The organism is Pseudomonas sp. B21-041, from assembly GCF_024748675.1.
Lineage (GTDB): Bacteria > Pseudomonadota > Gammaproteobacteria > Pseudomonadales > Pseudomonadaceae > Aquipseudomonas > Aquipseudomonas neuropathica.
Genome location: NZ_CP087175.1, coordinates 889,699 through 906,427, shown reverse-complemented (window position 1 = coordinate 906,427; position 16,729 = coordinate 889,699). Strand labels below are relative to the sequence as shown.

Sequence of the window (16,729 nt, the reverse complement as noted above, 5' to 3'; positions counted from 1 at the left end):
TCATATGCAAACCTGGCAACAGCTCTACAGCCCGCTCGGCAGTCTCGGCGTGTCCGCACTCGCGGCCGTCATTCCCATCGTGTTCTTTTTCCTCGCATTGGCGGTGTTCCGCCTCAAAGGCCATGTGGCCGGGAGCATCACCCTCGGCCTGTCGATTGCCGTGGCGATCTTCGCGTTCCACATGCCGGTCGACATGGCCTTCGCCGCTGCCGGGTATGGCTTCGCCTACGGCCTGTGGCCGATTGCCTGGATCATTGTCGCGGCGGTGTTCCTCTACAAACTGACGGTCAAAAGTGGTCAGTTCGAGGTCATTCGCAGCTCGGTGTTATCGATTACTGACGACCAGCGCCTGCAAGTGCTGCTGATCGGTTTCTGCTTCGGAGCGTTCCTGGAAGGTGCCGCCGGTTTCGGCGCACCCGTGGCGATTACTGCCGCGTTGCTGGTCGGACTGGGCTTCAACCCCCTGTACGCCGCTGGCCTGTGCCTGATCGCCAACACCGCACCGGTAGCGTTCGGTGCACTGGGGATCCCGATCATCGTCGCCGGCCAAGTCACCGGTATCGACGCGTTCAAGATCGGCGCCATGACCGGTCGCCAACTGCCGCTGCTGTCGCTGTTCGTGCCGTTCTGGCTGGTGTTCATGATGGACGGCCTGCGCGGCGTACGTGAAACTTGGCCAGCGGCGTTGGTTGCGGGCCTGAGCTTCGCCATCACCCAATACTTCACCTCGAACTTCATTGGGCCAGAATTGCCGGACATCACCTCGGCGCTGGCCAGCCTGATATCGCTGACCCTGTTCCTGAAAATCTGGCAGCCAAAACGCACCGCAGGCGCGCAAATCGCCGGCGCCACGTCGAGCGCAGCGATCACCGCCAGCGTCGGCGGTTTCGGCCAGAAGCGCACCACCGTGGCGTCGCCTTACAGCCTCGGGGAAATTTTCAAAGCCTGGTCACCGTTCCTGATCCTCACCGTGCTGGTAACGATCTGGACGCTGAAGCCTTTCAAGGCGATGTTCGCCGCTGGCGGTTCGATGTACAGCTGGGTGTTCAACTTCGCGATCCCACACCTTGATCAATTAGTGATCAAAACCGCACCGATCGTAGCCGTCCCGACTGCCATTCCAGCGGTGTTCAAACTCGATCCGATTTCCGCGACCGGCACGGCGATTTTCTTCTCCGCGCTGATCTCGATGCTGGTCTTGAAGATCAATTTCAAAACTGGTCTGACCACTTTGAAAGAGACCTTCTACGAACTGCGCTGGCCAATCCTGTCGATCGGCATGGTGCTGGCGTTCGCCTTCGTCACCAACTACTCCGGCATGTCTTCGACCATGGCGCTGGTGCTGGCCGGTACGGGCGCAGCGTTCCCGTTCTTCTCGCCATTCCTCGGCTGGCTGGGCGTATTCCTCACCGGTTCGGATACTTCATCCAACGCCCTGTTCAGCTCGCTGCAGGCGACCACCGCTCACCAGATCGGCGTCAACGACACCCTGCTGGTGGCAGCGAACACCAGCGGCGGCGTGACCGGCAAGATGATCTCGCCACAATCGATCGCCGTGGCTTGCGCCGCGACCGGACTGGTGGGCAAGGAATCGGATCTGTTCCGCTTCACCCTCAAGCACAGCCTATTCTTTGCAACGATTGTCGGTCTGATCACCTTGGCTCAGGCCTACTGGTTCACCGGCATGCTGGTGCACTAAACCTACAAGAAGCATGGAAAAAACCGACGCCGGTTACGTGATGCCGGCGTCAGCAATTCACAACCCGGTCTGTAAGGCTGCTGAAAGCAACGCTCTTTATATTCAGCAGCCGCACAGACGGATAACCGGGCCCACCCGGAGACACGCCTGATGAGCGAGCTTTTTTACAACGCTGTGCCAAACGCGACCCGCGTGGCACCGCCACTGCCCGAACCTCGGCAATACCCCAGCGAGAAACCGTCGCGGGTCTACCTGTTCGGCACGTGTGTGGTCGACCTGTTCTACCCCGAAGCCGGGATGGACGCGATCCACTTGCTGGAGCGCGAAGGGATCCGGGTCGAGTATCCGCAAGGGCAAAGTTGCTGCGGCCAACCGGCCTACACCTCGGGTTACACCGAGCAGGCGCGGACGGTAGCGCGCTCGCAACTGGCGCTGTTTGCCGGGGATTATCCGGTGGTGGTGCCGTCGGGTTCCTGCGCTGGCATGCTGCGCGAGCATTACGCCGACTTGTTCAAGGACGAACCGGAGACGTTGAAACAGGTTCTGGCCCTCGCGGCCCGCACCTATGAACTGGCCGAATTTCTGCTGTTCGTCTGCAAGGTGCAACTCAAGGACAGCGGTGAACCGGTCAAAGTCGCGCTGCACACTTCGTGTTCGGCACGCCGCGAAATGAACACCCACCTGCACGGCCGCGAGTTGTTGGCGCAGTTGAGCAACGTGGAACGGGTCAACCATGACCACGAAAGCGAATGCTGTGGCTTCGGTGGGACATTCAGCGTCCGTATGCCAGACATTTCCGGCGCGATGGTGGCTGACAAGACCCAAGCGCTGAAGGATTCAGGCGCGCACAAGGTGTTGAGCGCCGACTGTGGCTGTTTGATGAACATCAACGGCGCATTGGAGAAACAAAAAGAAGCGCTACGCGGGCAACATCTCGCCAGCTTTCTGTGGCAACGAACCGGAGGTGCGCAATGAGCACTTCCGCGATTATTCCTACGGTCGCCGTAGAAGAAGATTTCCGCACCCGGGCACACAATGCTCTGGGTGATCAGCAACTGCGGAACAACTTCCGTACTGCCATGGACTCACTGATGGCCAAGCGGGCAGCCGCTTTCAGCGATGCCCACGAAAGAGAACATTTGCGCGCACTGGGCAATTCGATCAAGGCCCGCGCGCTGTCCAAGTTGCCCGACCTGCTCGAGCAACTGGAACAGAACCTGACCCGCAACGGTGTGACAGTGCACTGGGCGGAAACGGTGGACGAGGCCAATGGCATCGTCTTATCGATCATCCGCGCTCACGAGGCGCGGCAAGTGATCAAGGGCAAATCGATGGTCAGCGAAGAGATGGAGATGAACCATTTCCTCGAGGCTCGGGACATTGAATGTCTGGAGTCCGATATGGGGGAATACATCGTCCAGCTCGACCACGAGAAGCCTTCACACATCATTATGCCGGCGATCCACAAGAATGCCGGTCAGGTCGCGTCCTTGTTCCACGACAAACTTGGCGTGGAATACACCAAGGACGTTGACCAACTCATTCAGATCGGTCGCAGAGTCCTGCGGCAGAAATTCTTCGAAGCGGACATCGGCGTCTCCGGTGTCAACTTCGCCGTCGCCGAAACCGGCACCCTGCTGCTGGTGGAAAACGAAGGCAACGGCCGCATGACCACCACCGTGCCGCCGGTGCACATCGCCGTCACCGGCATCGAAAAAGTCGTGGAAAACCTGCGTGACGTGGTGCCGCTGCTGTCACTGCTGACGCGCTCGGCGCTGGGCATTCCGATCACCACCTACGTCAACATGATCTCCGGCCCGCGCAAGGAGCACGAACTCGACGGCCCGCAGGAAGTGCACCTGGTGCTGCTCGACAACGGGCGCAGTCAGGCCTTCGCCGACAGTGAACTGCGTCAGACCTTGAACTGCATCCGCTGCGGCGCCTGCATGAACCATTGCCCGGTCTACACCCGCGTCGGTGGCCACACCTATGGCGAGGTGTACCCGGGACCGATCGGCAAAATCATCACCCCGCACATGGTCGGTCTGGCCAAAGTCCCCGATCACCCGAGCGCTTCGTCGCTGTGCGGTGCCTGCGGTGAAGTGTGCCCAGTAAAAATTCCGATCCCGGCAATCCTGCGGCGCCTGCGCGAAGAGAACGTCAAAGCCCCGGACAGCCCGAATCAAGTGATGCGCGGTCAGGGCAGCAAGTATTCGCGCAAGGAACGTTTCATCTGGAACGCCTGGGCCAAGCTCAACAGCTCGCCGACCTTGTATCGATTGTTCGGCTTCTTCGCCACGCGCCTGCGTGCCCTGACCCCGAGCAATGTCGGCCCATGGACACAAAATCACAGCGCGCCGAAACCCGCTGCCCGCTCACTGCACGACATGGCCCGCGAGCATCTGGCCAAACAGGGAGACCGCTGATGAGCGCCAAGCAAAATATCCTCGGCAAACTGCGGAAAAGTCTGACTGGCGCCACACCGATTGCCGACAACTTCGATGTCGATCTGGTGACGCAGCCTTACACCTACAGCGCCGAACAACGCATCCCGCAACTGCGCAAATTGATGGAAGCGGTGCACACCGAAATCCACCTGACCTCCGACGCAGAATGGCCGGCACTGCTTGCGCAATTGTTGCGCGACCGCCAGTTGCCGAGTCTGTTGATCGCACCGACGACAGCGCACGGGCAGAAAATCACACAGCATTGGGCGAACAATCCTGATCTGCCGACACTGAAATCCTACGACCGGCCAATGGAAGAGTGGAAAGCCGAACTGTTCAACGACACCCCGGCCAGCCTCACCGGCACCCTCGGTGCAATCGCCGCCACCGGCAGCCTGATCCTCTGGCCAACCCGCGAAGAACCGCGTTTGATGAGCCTGGTCCCGCCGGTGCATTTCGCCCTGCTCAAGGCCAGCGAAATCCGTGACAACTTCTATCAGGTGCAAGAGGAATTCGCGTGGGCCCAGGGCATGCCGACCAATGCGTTGCTGGTGTCCGGCCCGTCGAAAACCGCTGACATTGAGCAAGTGCTGGCTTACGGCGCCCACGGCCCGAAAGACCTCGTGGTGCTGATCCTGGAGGACCAATGACGCTTCCGGTGAATTTCCTGCGTGATGCGCAACAACTGATTCCGGCCGAGCGCCGTTTTGATGATCCGTTATCGACTCTGGCCTTTGGTACGGATGCCAGTTTTTATCGACTGATCCCGCAACTGGTAATCCGCGTCGAGTCCGAAGATGAAGTGGTGGCGCTGCTAAAACTGGCTCAGCGCGACCATGTTCCAGTGACCTTCCGTGCGGCGGGCACCAGCCTTTCCGGTCAGGCGATCAGCGATTCCGTTTTGATCGTGCTTGGGGATAACTGGAACGCTCGCGAGATTCGCGGCCAAGGCACGCAAATACGCCTGCAACCCGGGGTGATCGGCGCACAGGCCAACGCATGGCTGGCACCGTTCGGGCGCAAGATCGGCCCGGATCCGGCGTCGATCAACGCCTGCAAAATCGGCGGCATCGTCGCTAACAATGCCAGCGGCATGTGCTGCGGCACCGCGCAAAACACCTACCACACGCTGGCCGGGATTCGCCTGGTGCTGGCCGATGGCACGCGCCTGGATACCGAAGACGCTACAAGTGTCGCGGCATTCCGCGTAAGCCACGGCGATCTGCTCGAACGCTTGGCGACATTGGGCCGCGAGACCCGCGCCAACGCCGAACTGGCTGCACGAATCCGCCACAAATACCGTCTGAAAAATACCACCGGCCTGTCACTCAACGCCTTGGTGGATTTCGATGAGCCTGTGGATATCTTGAGCCACTTGCTGGTCGGTTCCGAAGGCACCCTCGGCTTTATCAGCGCGGTGACTTACGACACGGTGATCGATCACCCAAACAAGGCTTCGGCGCTGATCGTATTCCCGGATGTGGAAACCTGCTGCAACGCGGTCACCGTGCTGAAAAGCCAACCGGTGTCCGCCGTAGAGCTGCTCGATCGACGCAGCCTGCGCTCGGTGCAAGACAAACCGGGCATGCCTGCTTTCGTACAACAGCTGTCGAACAATGCCTGCGCACTGCTGATCGAATCCCGCGCCGCATCGTCCACTTTGCTGCAGGAGCAACTGGGGCAGATCATGGCGTCGCTCAGCGGCTTCCCAGTGGAGAAGCAGGTCGACTTCACCGAAGACCCTGCCGAGAACGCCAAGCTCTGGGCGATCCGCAAGGACACCTTCCCCGCCGTCGGCGCAGTGCGCAAAACCGGCACCACGGTGATCATCGAAGACGTGACCTTCCCGGTCGAACAACTGGCGATCGGCGTCAATCGCCTCATCGAGCTGTTCGACAAACATGCCTACGACGAAGCGATCCTTTTCGGACACGCACTGGAAGGCAATCTGCACTTTGTCTTCACCCAAGGCTTCAACAACCCAGAAGAAGTCGCACGCTATCAAGCGTTCATGGATGACGTCGCGCAACTGGTCGCAGTGGAATTCGGCGGCTCGCTGAAAGCCGAACACGGCACCGGCCGCAACATGGCGCCGTTCGTGGAACTGGAATGGGGCAGCGACGCCTATCAGTTGATGTGGCAGCTCAAACGTCTGTTCGACCCGAATGGCATTCTCAATCCCGACGTGGTGCTCAGCGAAGATCCGCAGATCCACCTCAAACATCTGAAGCCGCTGCCAGCAGCCGACGAGATTGTCGATAAGTGCATAGAGTGCGGCTTCTGCGAACCGGTCTGCCCGTCAAAAGGCCTGACCCTCAGCCCGCGCCAGCGCATTGTCATCTGGCGCGATATTCAGGCGAAAAAACGTGCCGGCGTCGATACCACCGAGCTGGAAAGAGCCTACGAGTACCAAGGCATCGAAACCTGCGCCGCCACCGGTCTGTGCGCGCAACGTTGCCCTGTAGGCATCAATACCGGTGAGCTGGTGAAAAAGCTCCGTGGCCGACACGCGACGCATCAGAAAACCGCTGACTGGATCGAAGGAAATTTCGCCAAGACCCTGCAAGGCGCACGCTTCACCCTGCATGTGGCCAACGGCGCACGAATGATGCTCGGCGCGCCGCGTCTGGCGAAACTTTCGGCAACCATTACGCGCCTGTCCAAAGGCCAGGTGCCGTTGTGGACGAATGCGATGCCGCAACCGGAGAAGGCCATTCGCTTCAGCCCCAGCATGTCGGACGAGCGCCCGCGCGTTGTCTATCTGGCCGCGTGTGTGTCGCGGGTGATGGGCCCGGCGGCGGGTGACAAAGAGCAAATGTCGCTCTACGACAAAACCCGTGGCTTGCTGGAGAAGGCCGGCTACCAAGTGGTCTTCCCGGACAATCAGGACAATCTCTGCTGCGGCCAGCCCTTCGCCTCAAAAGGCTACGCCGAACAGGCCGAACACAAACGCCAAGAGTTGATCAGCGCACTGCTGCATGCGAGTCGCGGCGGACTCGATCCGATCTACTGCGACACCAGTCCGTGCACGTTGCGCCTGGTGCAGGATGTCGGTGATGTTCGTCTTGATCTGTACGATCCGGTGCGCTTCATCCGAACGCACCTTCTTGATCGACTCGACTTCACCCCGCAAGAGGCACCGATTGCCGTACACGTGACCTGCAGCACGCAGCATCTGGGCGAAAGCCAGGCGTTGATCGATCTGGCGCGCAAGTGCAGCAACAACGTGGTGATCCCGGAAGGCATTCATTGCTGTGGGTTTGCCGGGGACAAAGGCTTCACCACGCCGGAGCTGAACAGCCATTCGCTGCGCACGCTCAAGGACGCGGTGCAGCATTGCAGCGAGGGGATTTCCACCAGCCGCACCTGTGAGATCGGTCTGACGCAACATGGCGGAATTGACTACCACGGACTGGTCTATCTGGTGGATCGAGTGACCCGGGCGAAGGCTCGCTGAAGAAAAATAGAACCCTTGAGTTCGACTGTAGTCCACAGAATAACCCCGACTGATCGGGGTTTTTCTTCCATACGGTTGCCCGTCCTGACGGCCAGCGAAGTCTGGACCCACTCGGTTCAAGGAGATACACATGAAACGTTCTGTACTGTTAGGTCTGTTCGTTACTGCATCGATGATGGCGTCCGCTTCGTTTGCTGACGGCAAGCCTGCCGACCTGTGCGATGCCAATATTCAGACCATCAACAATGCCAAGGGGCAGCTGTCAGCGAACCCGGAACTGAGTCAGCGTGCTAACGCCAGTGTGAGCAAGGCCGAGGCGCTCAAGGCTCAAGGCAAAATCGACGATTGCATTGCGGAAACGTCGCAAACCATCGTGGAATTGCGCAAGTCCACCGGTACCAACAACTGATCAGCGTCCCGGCCAACCTTCGGGTTGGCCTTGCGGGCCGATTGGCGTACACTGCACACGCTTGTTGCTCAAACAGATGTACTGAGCAATGAGTTCGGGGCCGTTTAGGATTCGACGCCGGTTGCGAAACTTTAGGTGCATGCCGACTTGGTAACAGAAGTCGTAAATCCACTGTTGCAACTACTTATAGTTGCCAATGACGACCAATACGGTGTTGCTCTCGCTGCTTAATTGCAGCTGACAATGCTCCTGGTACCTTCGGGTCCAGCAATCATCAGGGGATGTCTGTAAACCCGAAATGATTGTCATATAGAACAGAATCGCCGTGCAGTACGTTGTGGACGAAGCGGCTAAAACTTACACAACTCGCCCAAAGCACCCTGCCCTTCGGGTCGCTGAGGGTTAACTTAATAGAAACGGCTACGCATGTAGTACCGACAGCGGAGTACTGGCGGACGGGGGTTCAAATCCCCCCGGCTCCACCAAATAAGATTTATAAATTAGGCACTTAGCGTATATCGCAAGTGCCTTTTTTGTGCTTGGATGGGTGGTTTTGGCTCGGTTATGCCAGCTTAATGACAGCATTTAGCTTACATACAGCGTGAATTTTTCAAGGGACAGAGCATGGACGAAATCCAAAATCCGTTTCACCGCCTGAACGAGCAGCTCACCGCGGCACGCAACCTCTCTGGGACTGCCGCAACAATTGATGTCTGGGCTAGCGTATTCAAGTGCGACGCATCGAACTCAGCTCTACTTGTGAACCATTTTAGCGCGTTGCTGGATCTTGTGTCTGAAGCAAGAGCTGCAGCTGAGAGGTTCATACCAGGGGATAAGACAAGATTTCTTGCGCCTTTAGACAGAATTGACAAGCTATTAAAAAGCCAGCATCTGGCTAGGCCGTGGGCGCAGTTCAAGCCTTACCTAGACGACGGCACGATGGTAGCTCTCGATTTCGGTGTTTATGCAATGTCACAGTATTATCCCGGAGCATCCGCTGAAGGCTCCGAGCAAATTCGAGACTTTGTCCAAAAACTGGATGTACTCTTAGAAGAGTGTTTGACCTCCGACCTTAGCGCAGAGCTGAAAAGTCTATTCATCAAGCATCTTGAGTCACTCAGAGCAGCTCTCATGAAATTCCGTGTAGAGGGGATGTCAGGGCTTGAAGATGCAATGGACGCGATAATTGGTTCTATTCACCGGAATAGCGGACCGATCAACGCTGAGGCAGAATCGGGGAAAGTGATCATTCAAAAATTCTTTGACGTATTGGGCAAGGTTAACGATATGATTTCTGGTTATCAAACCGCCGCGCAGATCGCTGCACCTGCTGTAACGGCCTTACTCCTGCCCCTTCTAAACTAATCCACCTGACGGAGCAAGTCTCGGGGTCTGCCAAACGAACGCTAACCTGGTCCGCCTTTCTTATACGGATTGAGGTCGTGCTCATTTTTGCCTCCGCGAATGTATGTCAGTGAGAAATAGTCCTGACATAGGCCTGACACGCCTGCAGCGCTATCAGTCCGCGGTCGCCGGCGTCGGTGATGGCGATAATTCTTTGAGCATGCGCAGGGTCAAGTCTGGCTCGTAAGGCTGCATGAACCACCCTCGAACTCCTTCGTGTCCATGGTTTTGCGCGCATCTCGCGAGCGGTTGGACGACACGCGCCCACGTAGAATCGGCGTAGCCTAGATGGTTTGTTGACTCTCATAGACCACTCCCAGCTCAGAGAGATGGGTGTGGTGGAGCCGAAAACGAAAAAGGCCCGCCGATATGGCGTAATGCTGTTCACTTAAGCATTTGAATCCTCGCCGGGCTTCTTCGAAAATCCGATGCCAGACCTCTGGCATCGGATTTTTTATGTCTGTTCAACAGGACTTGCTCGACCTCGGCGACCTTTTCAACTTCTGTGACTTGAGTACTTTCACTCAAAATATTCCCATCGAGTGGGTTGTGTCTGCGCTGGATCTGTCTAGCCAGGCCACTATCCGGCGGCGTCGCTTGCCTGCCGACCAAGTGCTCTGGCTGGTGCTAGGCATGGCATTGTTTCGCGACGAGCCCGTTCATGAGGTCGCCCGACGTTTGAACATCTGCGCCCAAGGTCTGGCTTCTGACCATCTGTTGGCCCGTAGCGGTGTGACCGAGGCCCGCAAGCGGCTGGGGGCCGACCCGGTTGAGTGGTTGTTTCGCAAAACGGGTACTCAATGGGGCGCGCAGCGCTATCCCGATGATGCCTGGCAGGATCTGCAAGTATTTGCAGTCGATGGTGCGCTTCTGCGCACGCCGGATACGCCGGAGTTGCGAGACCATTTCGGTTCTGGAAACACCTCGACCGACCGCCAGACTCCCTTTCCCATGCTGCGCCTGGTGGCGCTGATGAATGTGCGTTCACACCTGATCCTGGATGCACAGCTTAGCCCTTACCGACGCAGCGAAATGCGTCTGGCCGATGAGTTTTTGCAGCAGATCCCGGACCACTCCGTGACGCTGTTCGATAAGGGATTCTGGAGCGCCGATCTCATGCTCAGCCTGAGAGGAGACGGCAACCAGCGCCACTGGCTGATTCCGGCAAAAAAGGGATTGGTTTGCGAGGAGATAGCCCGTTACAACCAGCACGACCGTTTGGTGCGTATGAAAGTGTCGCCGCAAGCCAGAAAGCGAAATCCGACTCTTCCCACACACTGGGAGGCGCGTGAAGTCAGTTATGAAATTCAAGGCAAAGTAAAAACAGTCATGACGTCGTTGCCGGCCAAGATCTACAGCACCAAGTCTGTTGCCAAGCTTTATCAGGAGCGCTGGGAAATCGAATTGGGCTTCAGGGATATCAAAAGCTCAATACAGCAAAACGCAATGACCTTGCGCAGCAAAAAGATCGATCTGATCTACCAGGAAGTGTGGGGGTTGTTGCTGGCTTACAACGTGATTCGTCGGGAGGCAAGTCAGGCAGCAGTGGCGCTTGGTCGAGCGCCGTCGGACATCCGTTTCAAGCCGGTTTGCCAGTACATCGCCGTGCAGTTGATCGTGATGGCTGCAGCCAATCCTGTTTCAGCGACGGGTAGACGGTTGGCGGAACTTAGAAAAGGCGTTGGCGGGCTGTTTCTGGATCACCGCCCAAGGCCTTCGAGGCCAAGGACGGTGAAGATCTCAAAAACCCGGTTTCCGGTGGACCGTAAGGCTGCTCCGCTTAAGTGAACAGCATTACGCACGATGGCGAGGCTTGAAGAGGGTGTGTCGCTTAAATTTTGAAGATTTCTTTTTGGAGCTGGTCGATCAAATCGTGTCCTGACCAAGTCAATCTGTACGTAGTGACGTGTGTCAGTTCTTGCTGCTCTGCAGTTAGAAATCCGCCACTTACAAGCAATCCCAAGTGGTAGTAATCGGTATTTTCAAAGTTGTGGTTTTCCCCGTAGATACTGGCTTCAAGGTTCCGCTCATCAACGCCATGAATACCGTCTAAATCCTGAATGCTAGTCAGCAGTCCCAGGGCAACTGTTTTGTCACGTTCCATTATTCAGTCTCGATATTGAGCAGGGGCCAATCCCTGATCGTGCGTCGAGAGTAACACTACAAACAACATGCAGAAAAAAGCCCGACTCAATGGCCGGGCTTTCAGTTAGAACGAGAGTCACCGATTCGAAGGGTGGGTCATTGAATTGAGAAGCTGTGCGGCTTCCTCTACCGAAAATGCGTAATCCATTGGCCCTTTGTTCATGTCTTCGAGAGTGCCCAACATCCTAACGTATGCATCTCGCATCGGCGCGTGGGAGTTGAGGTCTCGGCCTTTAAAAGATCCCCAGCGACCTAGGTCATTGATCAAAATGTGTGCTTCCGAGTAACCGTCCCCACCATTTCCGTCGAAGCCAAGAAAGCGCACGTTCTCACCGTAGATAGACAGACCGGCAAGCTCTTCGCGAGCATCTGCAGGATAGGCGGCATAAGAACGCTCAAGCCGTTCCCAAAGATCCAGGATCTTAGCAACCTCTAAAACTTCATTCGGCGTGTCATTCGCACCTTGAAACAATCCTGGGTACTGCCAATGAAGTGCCCATGTTTGCCCGGATGAAACGGCACTCTGAATTAAATCTGGATCAAGGCCATCTTTAATCTTAAGCGCGGAATGGATCTCCGTGAGTAAAGCGACGATCAGCTTTTCAGAATTTGAAAATTCCATTTCTTCATCTCAGTCATTGCAGGCAGCCAAAGCGCTACTCGCGGCATTCAGACCATAGACGTATTTTTTCTTTTCGTCATATTCGAGAGTGCCGACACTGTGTCTGGTCTTTACGAAGCTGGACGCCAGTTTTTATCGATTTTCAACAAATAATGTGATTCGGCAATGCTGACATGTACTCTCGACGGGCTGTATGTCTCGCTCAAACTCAATCGAAGGGCTTCGCTGATCAATTTAATTTGATCAGGTTGATCGTCGACGAAATCAAGGGATGTCTCGAAAGGATCAAACCTGGACCGATCGTTCGCAAACTGCTGAGTTGCCATGTCTTCAACGGCATCAGCCATCCTTCTTATCTCAATGTGCGCATTACGGTTCATTATTTTTCCCCAACAGAAAAGTAGGGAATGATGATTTCACATCTGATGGAAAGCAAAAAATCCAGCGTTTGGCCGGGGTTTCTTTGTCTTGGAGTCGCGCTTGAAAAGCTGAACACGATGCCATGAAAACAGGTGTTTATCCGCGTGGAAAGACTTTTTACGCAGCCTCTATAATTCGCTCCAGCGCGCAATCACCCCATGCTACTCCGGACCTGATCACCTCCCGAGCCTTGGCTTCACCGATGCCAGCCGCCCGAGCGATACGCAGTGCCGGCCACTCGCAACGAAGTAGAGCCAGATGAAATCACCCATCTGCGAGTCCCGATTGATCAGACGTGCCACGGCGCCATCGATCACCAGCGCCAAGTCATCGGTCAGGCTGGCTGGACACACTGGAGGTGGGCAACAAGACACTCAGCAATATACAGAGCTGTCTCCGCTCCGCACTTAACGATGCGACTGAGGAGGAATTGATCAAGCAAAACCCATTGGCGGGTTGGACTTATACGCGCAAGGCAGCGCCGCCAAAAGAGGATGACGTCGATCCGTTCAGCCCAGAGGAACAGCAGGCAGTGCTGGGCGCCCTCACCGGCCAGGCGCGCAACATGATGCAGTTCGCCTTATGGACCGGGCTGCGCACCAGCGAGCTCGTCGCACTGGACTGGGGCGATATCGATTGGCTGCGGGAAGAGGTCATGGTGAGTCGCGCAATGACCCAGACTGGAAAAGGAGGCCGAGACGACGAAAACCGCTGCAGGTAGGCGCAGCGTGAAACTGCTTCATCCAGCTATGGTGGCGCAGAAGGCGCACACGTTCCTCGCAGATGCCGAGGTGTTTCAGAACCCGCGCACACTGGAGCGAGGGGCGGGCGATGGCCCGATCCGGAAAGCAATGTGGGTACCAGCGATGAAAAAAGCTGGCGTCCGCTACCGCCGGCCCTATCAGACTCGCCACACCTACGCGTCGATGATGCTGTCGGCTGGTGAGCATCCAATGTGGGTGGCTAAACAGATGGGGCACACCGATTGGACCATGTTTGCCAAGGTATATGGACGATGGATGCCAGCATCTGACGCTCTGGCAGGGATGAAAGCAAAGCAAGTATTCTCTAAACCACCATTATCGCAAAGGGTGAACGGCTAATGGCTCTGTAGAGATTTTAACCAGTTGATCACCGTACTTGTAAAAGCAGCAGGTATCGCGCATGTCCAAGCAACCGTGTTCCACCGGTCAAAATCTCTGTGCAGAGCTACTAGCCCAGCGGTATGTTGACTTTTCGCTGTGCTTTGAGTTGGTTGAAAGCGTTTTTTTCTAGGTCAAGGCTATTTGAGCCTACAACGACAGTTACCGAACTCAGCTCGGTGACGACGTAACGCCCTGCGGGGATAGTTACAAGTTGCCCTGTAGTGTTTAGGCATTGGCACTCTTGGAAATCGTAATAAAGCGATATTCCCATCTTCAACTCCGTGAGTGATAAAAAACGGCGGTGGGTCTGGTTGATCTCTATGGTGTAATCAGGGTTTTTTGATTGCTGCGATCACGATGCGGGCCATTTCGAGAAGATCCTTGTCGAACGGTTTCTTCGCCTTCTCCATCTTGTCGAGGCTGCCTTCAAGCTTTATCAAATAACTACCTTTGTCGAAATCAGGTTCCGAAACGGCAGAAGTTGCAAAGATAGTTAAAAGCATCACCGTCTGGGCATCACGGGAAACTCTTTCCAGGTCTTGATTGATGCTCATTTAACGCCCTCCATAGGCTTCCGTATTGAATAGGTGCAGCAATGGCAGTATCCCATAGCAATCCGCCATTTCAAGAGCAGGTCGACTCCTTTAAAGGTAGGAAGAGTCTGCCGACCCGCGCCCGGCTGAGCAAAACAATGCGGTGCTGCTTCGGCGATACATCAGCCGCTTGGAGATGAATAAGGAGGCAGTACCAGCGTTTGCCGTGCTCGAAGTCCGCTGGGATGGCTGGGATGGCTGGGATGGTGTCACAACGCTTGCCCAGGCGGGCAGTGATACTGAGCATAATGAAAGCCTTATGCCAACTTTGAGCCTACAGCCATCGTCGTCCGTGCCCAGGACGGGGGTTCAAATCCCCCCGGCCCACCAACTCTCAACGACAAAGCCCGCCAAGTGCGGGCTTTGTCGCATCTGGGCATCTACCACGCTGCGCACTAAAGACCGCAGCCTGCACTCGATCAGGCTCGATACCCCGGCAATGCTTTACCCACCCCAAAAAAAGGACGACCTAATGTCGTCCTTTTCCATACCTGCACTCATAAACAATCAATGAGCAACGCCAAGCAAATCCGGACGACTAGACTTAAGCATCGCCTCATTAACCTTGCCCTGAATCGAGCAAGTAAACATCCCCTTACTCCCAGCACTCAGCTCTTCCGGAGCCGGTTCAATCAAGAACACCCGCTCGGCACTGTCGACCACCAGCTTACCGGCAGTGGCGGCAGGATCTTCCGGCTGCCAGCTGGATTTGCCATGAGACCAGATTTCCGCGCGAGCGTAGAGTCCCTGCGACATGTCCAGGCGTGGCCCGCCCGCTTTTTCCAGTTGAGTGTGGAGTTCGTTCGGCGTCTGTTTGGCGTAGAAGCCCCAACTGATGATGCGCGTGCCCATCAGGTCCATGTCTTCGGCGTAAAAGCCGGTCAACGACATGCCATCGATCTCGACTGGCTTGGCAAACATCCAGCGCTGGCCCATGTCGCTCTTGGTGCCGCCGGACAATCTGATCTGGCCATTTTCAACGGTGCTTGGCACCAGATCCTTGATCAAAGGTGATTGCACAACGGCCAGTGAGTGATCGTCACAAGCGGCAAACGACGCTACCGGTGAGGGTGCAGCGGCAACGCTGAAAGCAGAAAACAGGGTCACAAGGGGCAGCAGGAAAAAGGGTTTCATGGAATGACTCGAATGAAAGACTGAAGACAAAAAAATGATATCACAATGATATCAATCGCCAGACTTCAGACATTTAATCAATGCTCATGCCGATGATGCACATCCGGAAAATGCGCATGGCTATGCCGCATCGGCGTATGCACATGCGGATGACTGTGCGGCTCCGTTCCATCCCAGTCAGCCCCGTGCGTATGCTGGTGATGCTCGTCGTGGGTATGGCGATGATCATGCTCGAGCCGTTCGTGCTGATGCTCATGAATATGGTTCTCCATCAGGTGAATCCACACCCCCACGGCCATTAACGCTGCTGCGAGCAGGAACATCAGCGATACCGACTCGCCCAGCAGCAGAATCGAGATCGCTGCGCCCAGAAACGGTGCGGTGGAAAAGTATGCGCCGGTGCGTGCACTGCCCAGCCCGCGCAGGGCGAAGACGAACATCACCAGGCTGACGCCGTAGCCGAGAAATCCGACCAGCAGGATGGGCACCAGCGTGGTGGCCGCAGGCATTTGCGTGCCGATGAGCAAGGCCAGGCCGCAGTTGACCAGACCGGCGACCAGGCCTTTGCTGCCGGCGATGAACAGTGCGTCCGAGGCAGAGACTTTCCGCGTGAGGTTATTGTCGATGGCCCAGCAAAAGCAGGCGAAGGCGACGGCCAGCGGGCCTGTCCAGTCCTGCGCCGACATGGCCTCTTGCGGCCATGACAACACGACACCGCCGGCCACGATGGCGAGCATGCCGATCACGATTCGTCGATCAGCGTTTTCCTTGAACACGACCCAGGCCAGCAGTGCCGTGAGCACTGATTCCAGATTGAGCATCAGTGACGCGCTCGCGCCGGACGTTCTGGTCAAACCGAACATCAATGCCACTGGCGCCAGCACACCGCCGAAGCCAATCGCTCCGACCAGCCACGGCCATTCGCCTGTGCCCAGTCCGGAACGCTGCCAGCCTCGATCGCGGGCGAAACGCAGGACGGCCAAACCCAGACCGCTGCCCAGATAGAGCAAACCGGCCAATAGAATCGGTGAAATCTGTACGCCAAGGAGCTTGGCGAGTGGCGTACTGGCGCCAAACAATGCTGCCGCAACCAAAGCGTAGAGAACGCTCACATTCATGACGGAATCACTCACTCGGGCTGATGGAATGCCGGTAATGATCATGGCAAAACTGAGGTGAGAATTATGTGAACAGCTGATTCGTGTCAGAAACATCACCTCAAGCACGCGCTCAAATCCAGCAACATATAAACCG

General features: G+C 56.4%; 14 protein-coding genes, 1 other RNA gene and 3 pseudogenes. 10 read left to right on the top strand and 8 right to left on the bottom strand.

The annotated features are described in order from the left end of the window. Window positions 1-4: 4 nt before the first annotated feature. From LOY43_RS03845 to LOY43_RS03810, 8 genes are all read left to right on the top strand, one after another. Window positions 5-1,699 carry a lactate permease LctP family transporter gene (locus LOY43_RS03845; protein WP_258709238.1) on the top strand — a complete coding sequence of 565 codons (1,695 nt, stop codon included), beginning with the start codon at window positions 5-7 and terminating at the stop codon, window positions 1,697-1,699. Between the two features lie 150 nt (window positions 1,700-1,849). After that, entirely contained in the window at window positions 1,850-2,674 is an 825-nt protein-coding gene (locus LOY43_RS03840) for a (Fe-S)-binding protein (protein ID WP_258709237.1), read from the top strand. Beyond that, a complete protein-coding gene (locus tag LOY43_RS03835) occupies window positions 2,671-4,125 on the top strand; it encodes a LutB/LldF family L-lactate oxidation iron-sulfur protein (RefSeq protein WP_095049702.1) in 1,455 nt (484 codons plus the stop codon). The genes LOY43_RS03840 and LOY43_RS03835 overlap by 4 nt, the downstream gene beginning before the upstream one ends. Beyond that, window positions 4,125-4,796 (top strand): lactate utilization protein, encoded by a 672-nt coding sequence (locus tag LOY43_RS03830; protein WP_095125366.1) that lies wholly within the window; start codon window positions 4,125-4,127, stop codon window positions 4,794-4,796. Before LOY43_RS03835 ends, LOY43_RS03830 begins: the two co-directional genes overlap by 1 nt. Continuing rightward, window positions 4,793-7,603, top strand: a complete 2,811-nt coding sequence (locus LOY43_RS03825) for an FAD-binding and (Fe-S)-binding domain-containing protein (RefSeq protein ID WP_258709236.1) — start codon at window positions 4,793-4,795, stop codon at window positions 7,601-7,603. Before LOY43_RS03830 ends, LOY43_RS03825 begins: the two co-directional genes overlap by 4 nt. Before the next feature lie 130 nt (window positions 7,604-7,733). Next, window positions 7,734-8,012, top strand: a complete 279-nt coding sequence (locus LOY43_RS03820; protein ID WP_194933448.1) for a hypothetical protein — start codon at window positions 7,734-7,736, stop codon at window positions 8,010-8,012. A 96-nt stretch (window positions 8,013-8,108) separates the two neighbouring features. Further along, window positions 8,109-8,497: a transfer-messenger RNA gene (gene ssrA / locus LOY43_RS03815) on the top strand. 139 nt (window positions 8,498-8,636) lie between these two features. Then, window positions 8,637-9,377, top strand: coding sequence for a hypothetical protein (locus LOY43_RS03810; RefSeq protein WP_258709235.1), 741 nt, complete (start codon window positions 8,637-8,639; stop codon window positions 9,375-9,377). A gap of 106 nt (window positions 9,378-9,483) precedes the next feature. Here the strand turns inward: LOY43_RS03810 and LOY43_RS03805 are convergent. Then, window positions 9,484-9,621, bottom strand: a pseudogene (locus LOY43_RS03805) (lysis protein); the annotation flags it as partial. A 251-nt stretch (window positions 9,622-9,872) separates the two neighbouring features. Here LOY43_RS03805 and LOY43_RS03795 point away from each other — a divergent pair. Further along, a complete protein-coding gene (locus LOY43_RS03795; protein ID WP_258709234.1) occupies window positions 9,873-11,204 on the top strand; it encodes an IS4 family transposase in 1,332 nt (443 codons plus the stop codon). A gap of 43 nt (window positions 11,205-11,247) precedes the next feature. Here the strand turns inward: LOY43_RS03795 and LOY43_RS03790 are convergent, their stop codons facing one another. From LOY43_RS03790 to LOY43_RS03775, 4 genes and pseudogenes are all read right to left on the bottom strand, one after another. Next, entirely contained in the window at window positions 11,248-11,520 is a 273-nt protein-coding gene (locus LOY43_RS03790; protein WP_258709233.1) for a DUF2513 domain-containing protein, read from the bottom strand. Window positions 11,521-11,637: 117 nt separating this feature from the next. Further along, on the bottom strand, window positions 11,638-12,183 hold the full coding sequence (locus tag LOY43_RS03785; RefSeq protein WP_258709232.1) for a YfbU family protein: 546 nt from the start codon (window positions 12,181-12,183) through the stop codon (window positions 11,638-11,640). A gap of 110 nt (window positions 12,184-12,293) precedes the next feature. Then, window positions 12,294-12,563 (bottom strand): hypothetical protein, encoded by a 270-nt coding sequence (locus LOY43_RS03780; protein WP_258709231.1) that lies wholly within the window; start codon window positions 12,561-12,563, stop codon window positions 12,294-12,296. 157 nt (window positions 12,564-12,720) lie between these two features. Beyond that, window positions 12,721-12,941, bottom strand: a pseudogene (locus LOY43_RS03775) (antitermination protein Q); the annotation flags it as partial. 2 nt (window positions 12,942-12,943) lie between these two features. Between LOY43_RS03775 and xerC the strand changes: the two are divergent. Then, window positions 12,944-13,706, top strand: a pseudogene (gene xerC, locus LOY43_RS28805) (tyrosine recombinase XerC); the annotation flags it as partial. A gap of 371 nt (window positions 13,707-14,077) precedes the next feature. Here xerC and LOY43_RS03760 read toward each other — a convergent pair. The 3 genes from LOY43_RS03760 to LOY43_RS03750 form a co-directional block, all read right to left on the bottom strand. Next, window positions 14,078-14,302: a hypothetical protein gene (locus tag LOY43_RS03760; protein WP_258709228.1), complete on the bottom strand. Its 225-nt coding sequence runs from the start codon at window positions 14,300-14,302 to the stop codon at window positions 14,078-14,080. 546 nt (window positions 14,303-14,848) lie between these two features. After that, window positions 14,849-15,475, bottom strand: coding sequence for a hypothetical protein (locus LOY43_RS03755; RefSeq protein WP_258709227.1), 627 nt, complete (start codon window positions 15,473-15,475; stop codon window positions 14,849-14,851). 77 nt (window positions 15,476-15,552) lie between these two features. After that, window positions 15,553-16,593 carry a DMT family transporter gene (locus LOY43_RS03750; protein WP_258709226.1) on the bottom strand — a complete coding sequence of 347 codons (1,041 nt, stop codon included), beginning with the start codon at window positions 16,591-16,593 and terminating at the stop codon, window positions 15,553-15,555. Window positions 16,594-16,729 lie beyond the last annotated feature (136 nt).

What these genes read in the sequence shown, in the direction of transcription:
- LOY43_RS03845 (WP_258709238.1), top strand. Translation starts at nt 5, where the DNA reads ATGCAAACCTGGCAACAGCTCTACAGCCCGCTCGGCAGTCTCGGCGTG.
- LOY43_RS03840 (WP_258709237.1), top strand. Translation starts at nt 1,850, where the DNA reads ATGAGCGAGCTTTTTTACAACGCTGTGCCAAACGCGACCCGCGTGGCA.
- LOY43_RS03835 (WP_095049702.1), top strand. Translation starts at nt 2,671, where the DNA reads ATGAGCACTTCCGCGATTATTCCTACGGTCGCCGTAGAAGAAGATTTC.
- LOY43_RS03830 (WP_095125366.1), top strand. Translation starts at nt 4,125, where the DNA reads ATGAGCGCCAAGCAAAATATCCTCGGCAAACTGCGGAAAAGTCTGACT.
- LOY43_RS03825 (WP_258709236.1), top strand. Translation starts at nt 4,793, where the DNA reads ATGACGCTTCCGGTGAATTTCCTGCGTGATGCGCAACAACTGATTCCG.
- LOY43_RS03820 (WP_194933448.1), top strand. Translation starts at nt 7,734, where the DNA reads ATGAAACGTTCTGTACTGTTAGGTCTGTTCGTTACTGCATCGATGATG.
- LOY43_RS03810 (WP_258709235.1), top strand. Translation starts at nt 8,637, where the DNA reads ATGGACGAAATCCAAAATCCGTTTCACCGCCTGAACGAGCAGCTCACC.
- LOY43_RS03795 (WP_258709234.1), top strand. Translation starts at nt 9,873, where the DNA reads ATGTCTGTTCAACAGGACTTGCTCGACCTCGGCGACCTTTTCAACTTC.
- LOY43_RS03790 (WP_258709233.1), bottom strand. Translation starts at nt 11,520, where the DNA reads ATGGAACGTGACAAAACAGTTGCCCTGGGACTGCTGACTAGCATTCAG.
- LOY43_RS03785 (WP_258709232.1), bottom strand. Translation starts at nt 12,183, where the DNA reads ATGGAATTTTCAAATTCTGAAAAGCTGATCGTCGCTTTACTCACGGAG.
- LOY43_RS03780 (WP_258709231.1), bottom strand. Translation starts at nt 12,563, where the DNA reads ATGAACCGTAATGCGCACATTGAGATAAGAAGGATGGCTGATGCCGTT.
- LOY43_RS03760 (WP_258709228.1), bottom strand. Translation starts at nt 14,302, where the DNA reads ATGAGCATCAATCAAGACCTGGAAAGAGTTTCCCGTGATGCCCAGACG.
- LOY43_RS03755 (WP_258709227.1), bottom strand. Translation starts at nt 15,475, where the DNA reads ATGAAACCCTTTTTCCTGCTGCCCCTTGTGACCCTGTTTTCTGCTTTC.
- LOY43_RS03750 (WP_258709226.1), bottom strand. Translation starts at nt 16,593, where the DNA reads ATGAATGTGAGCGTTCTCTACGCTTTGGTTGCGGCAGCATTGTTTGGC.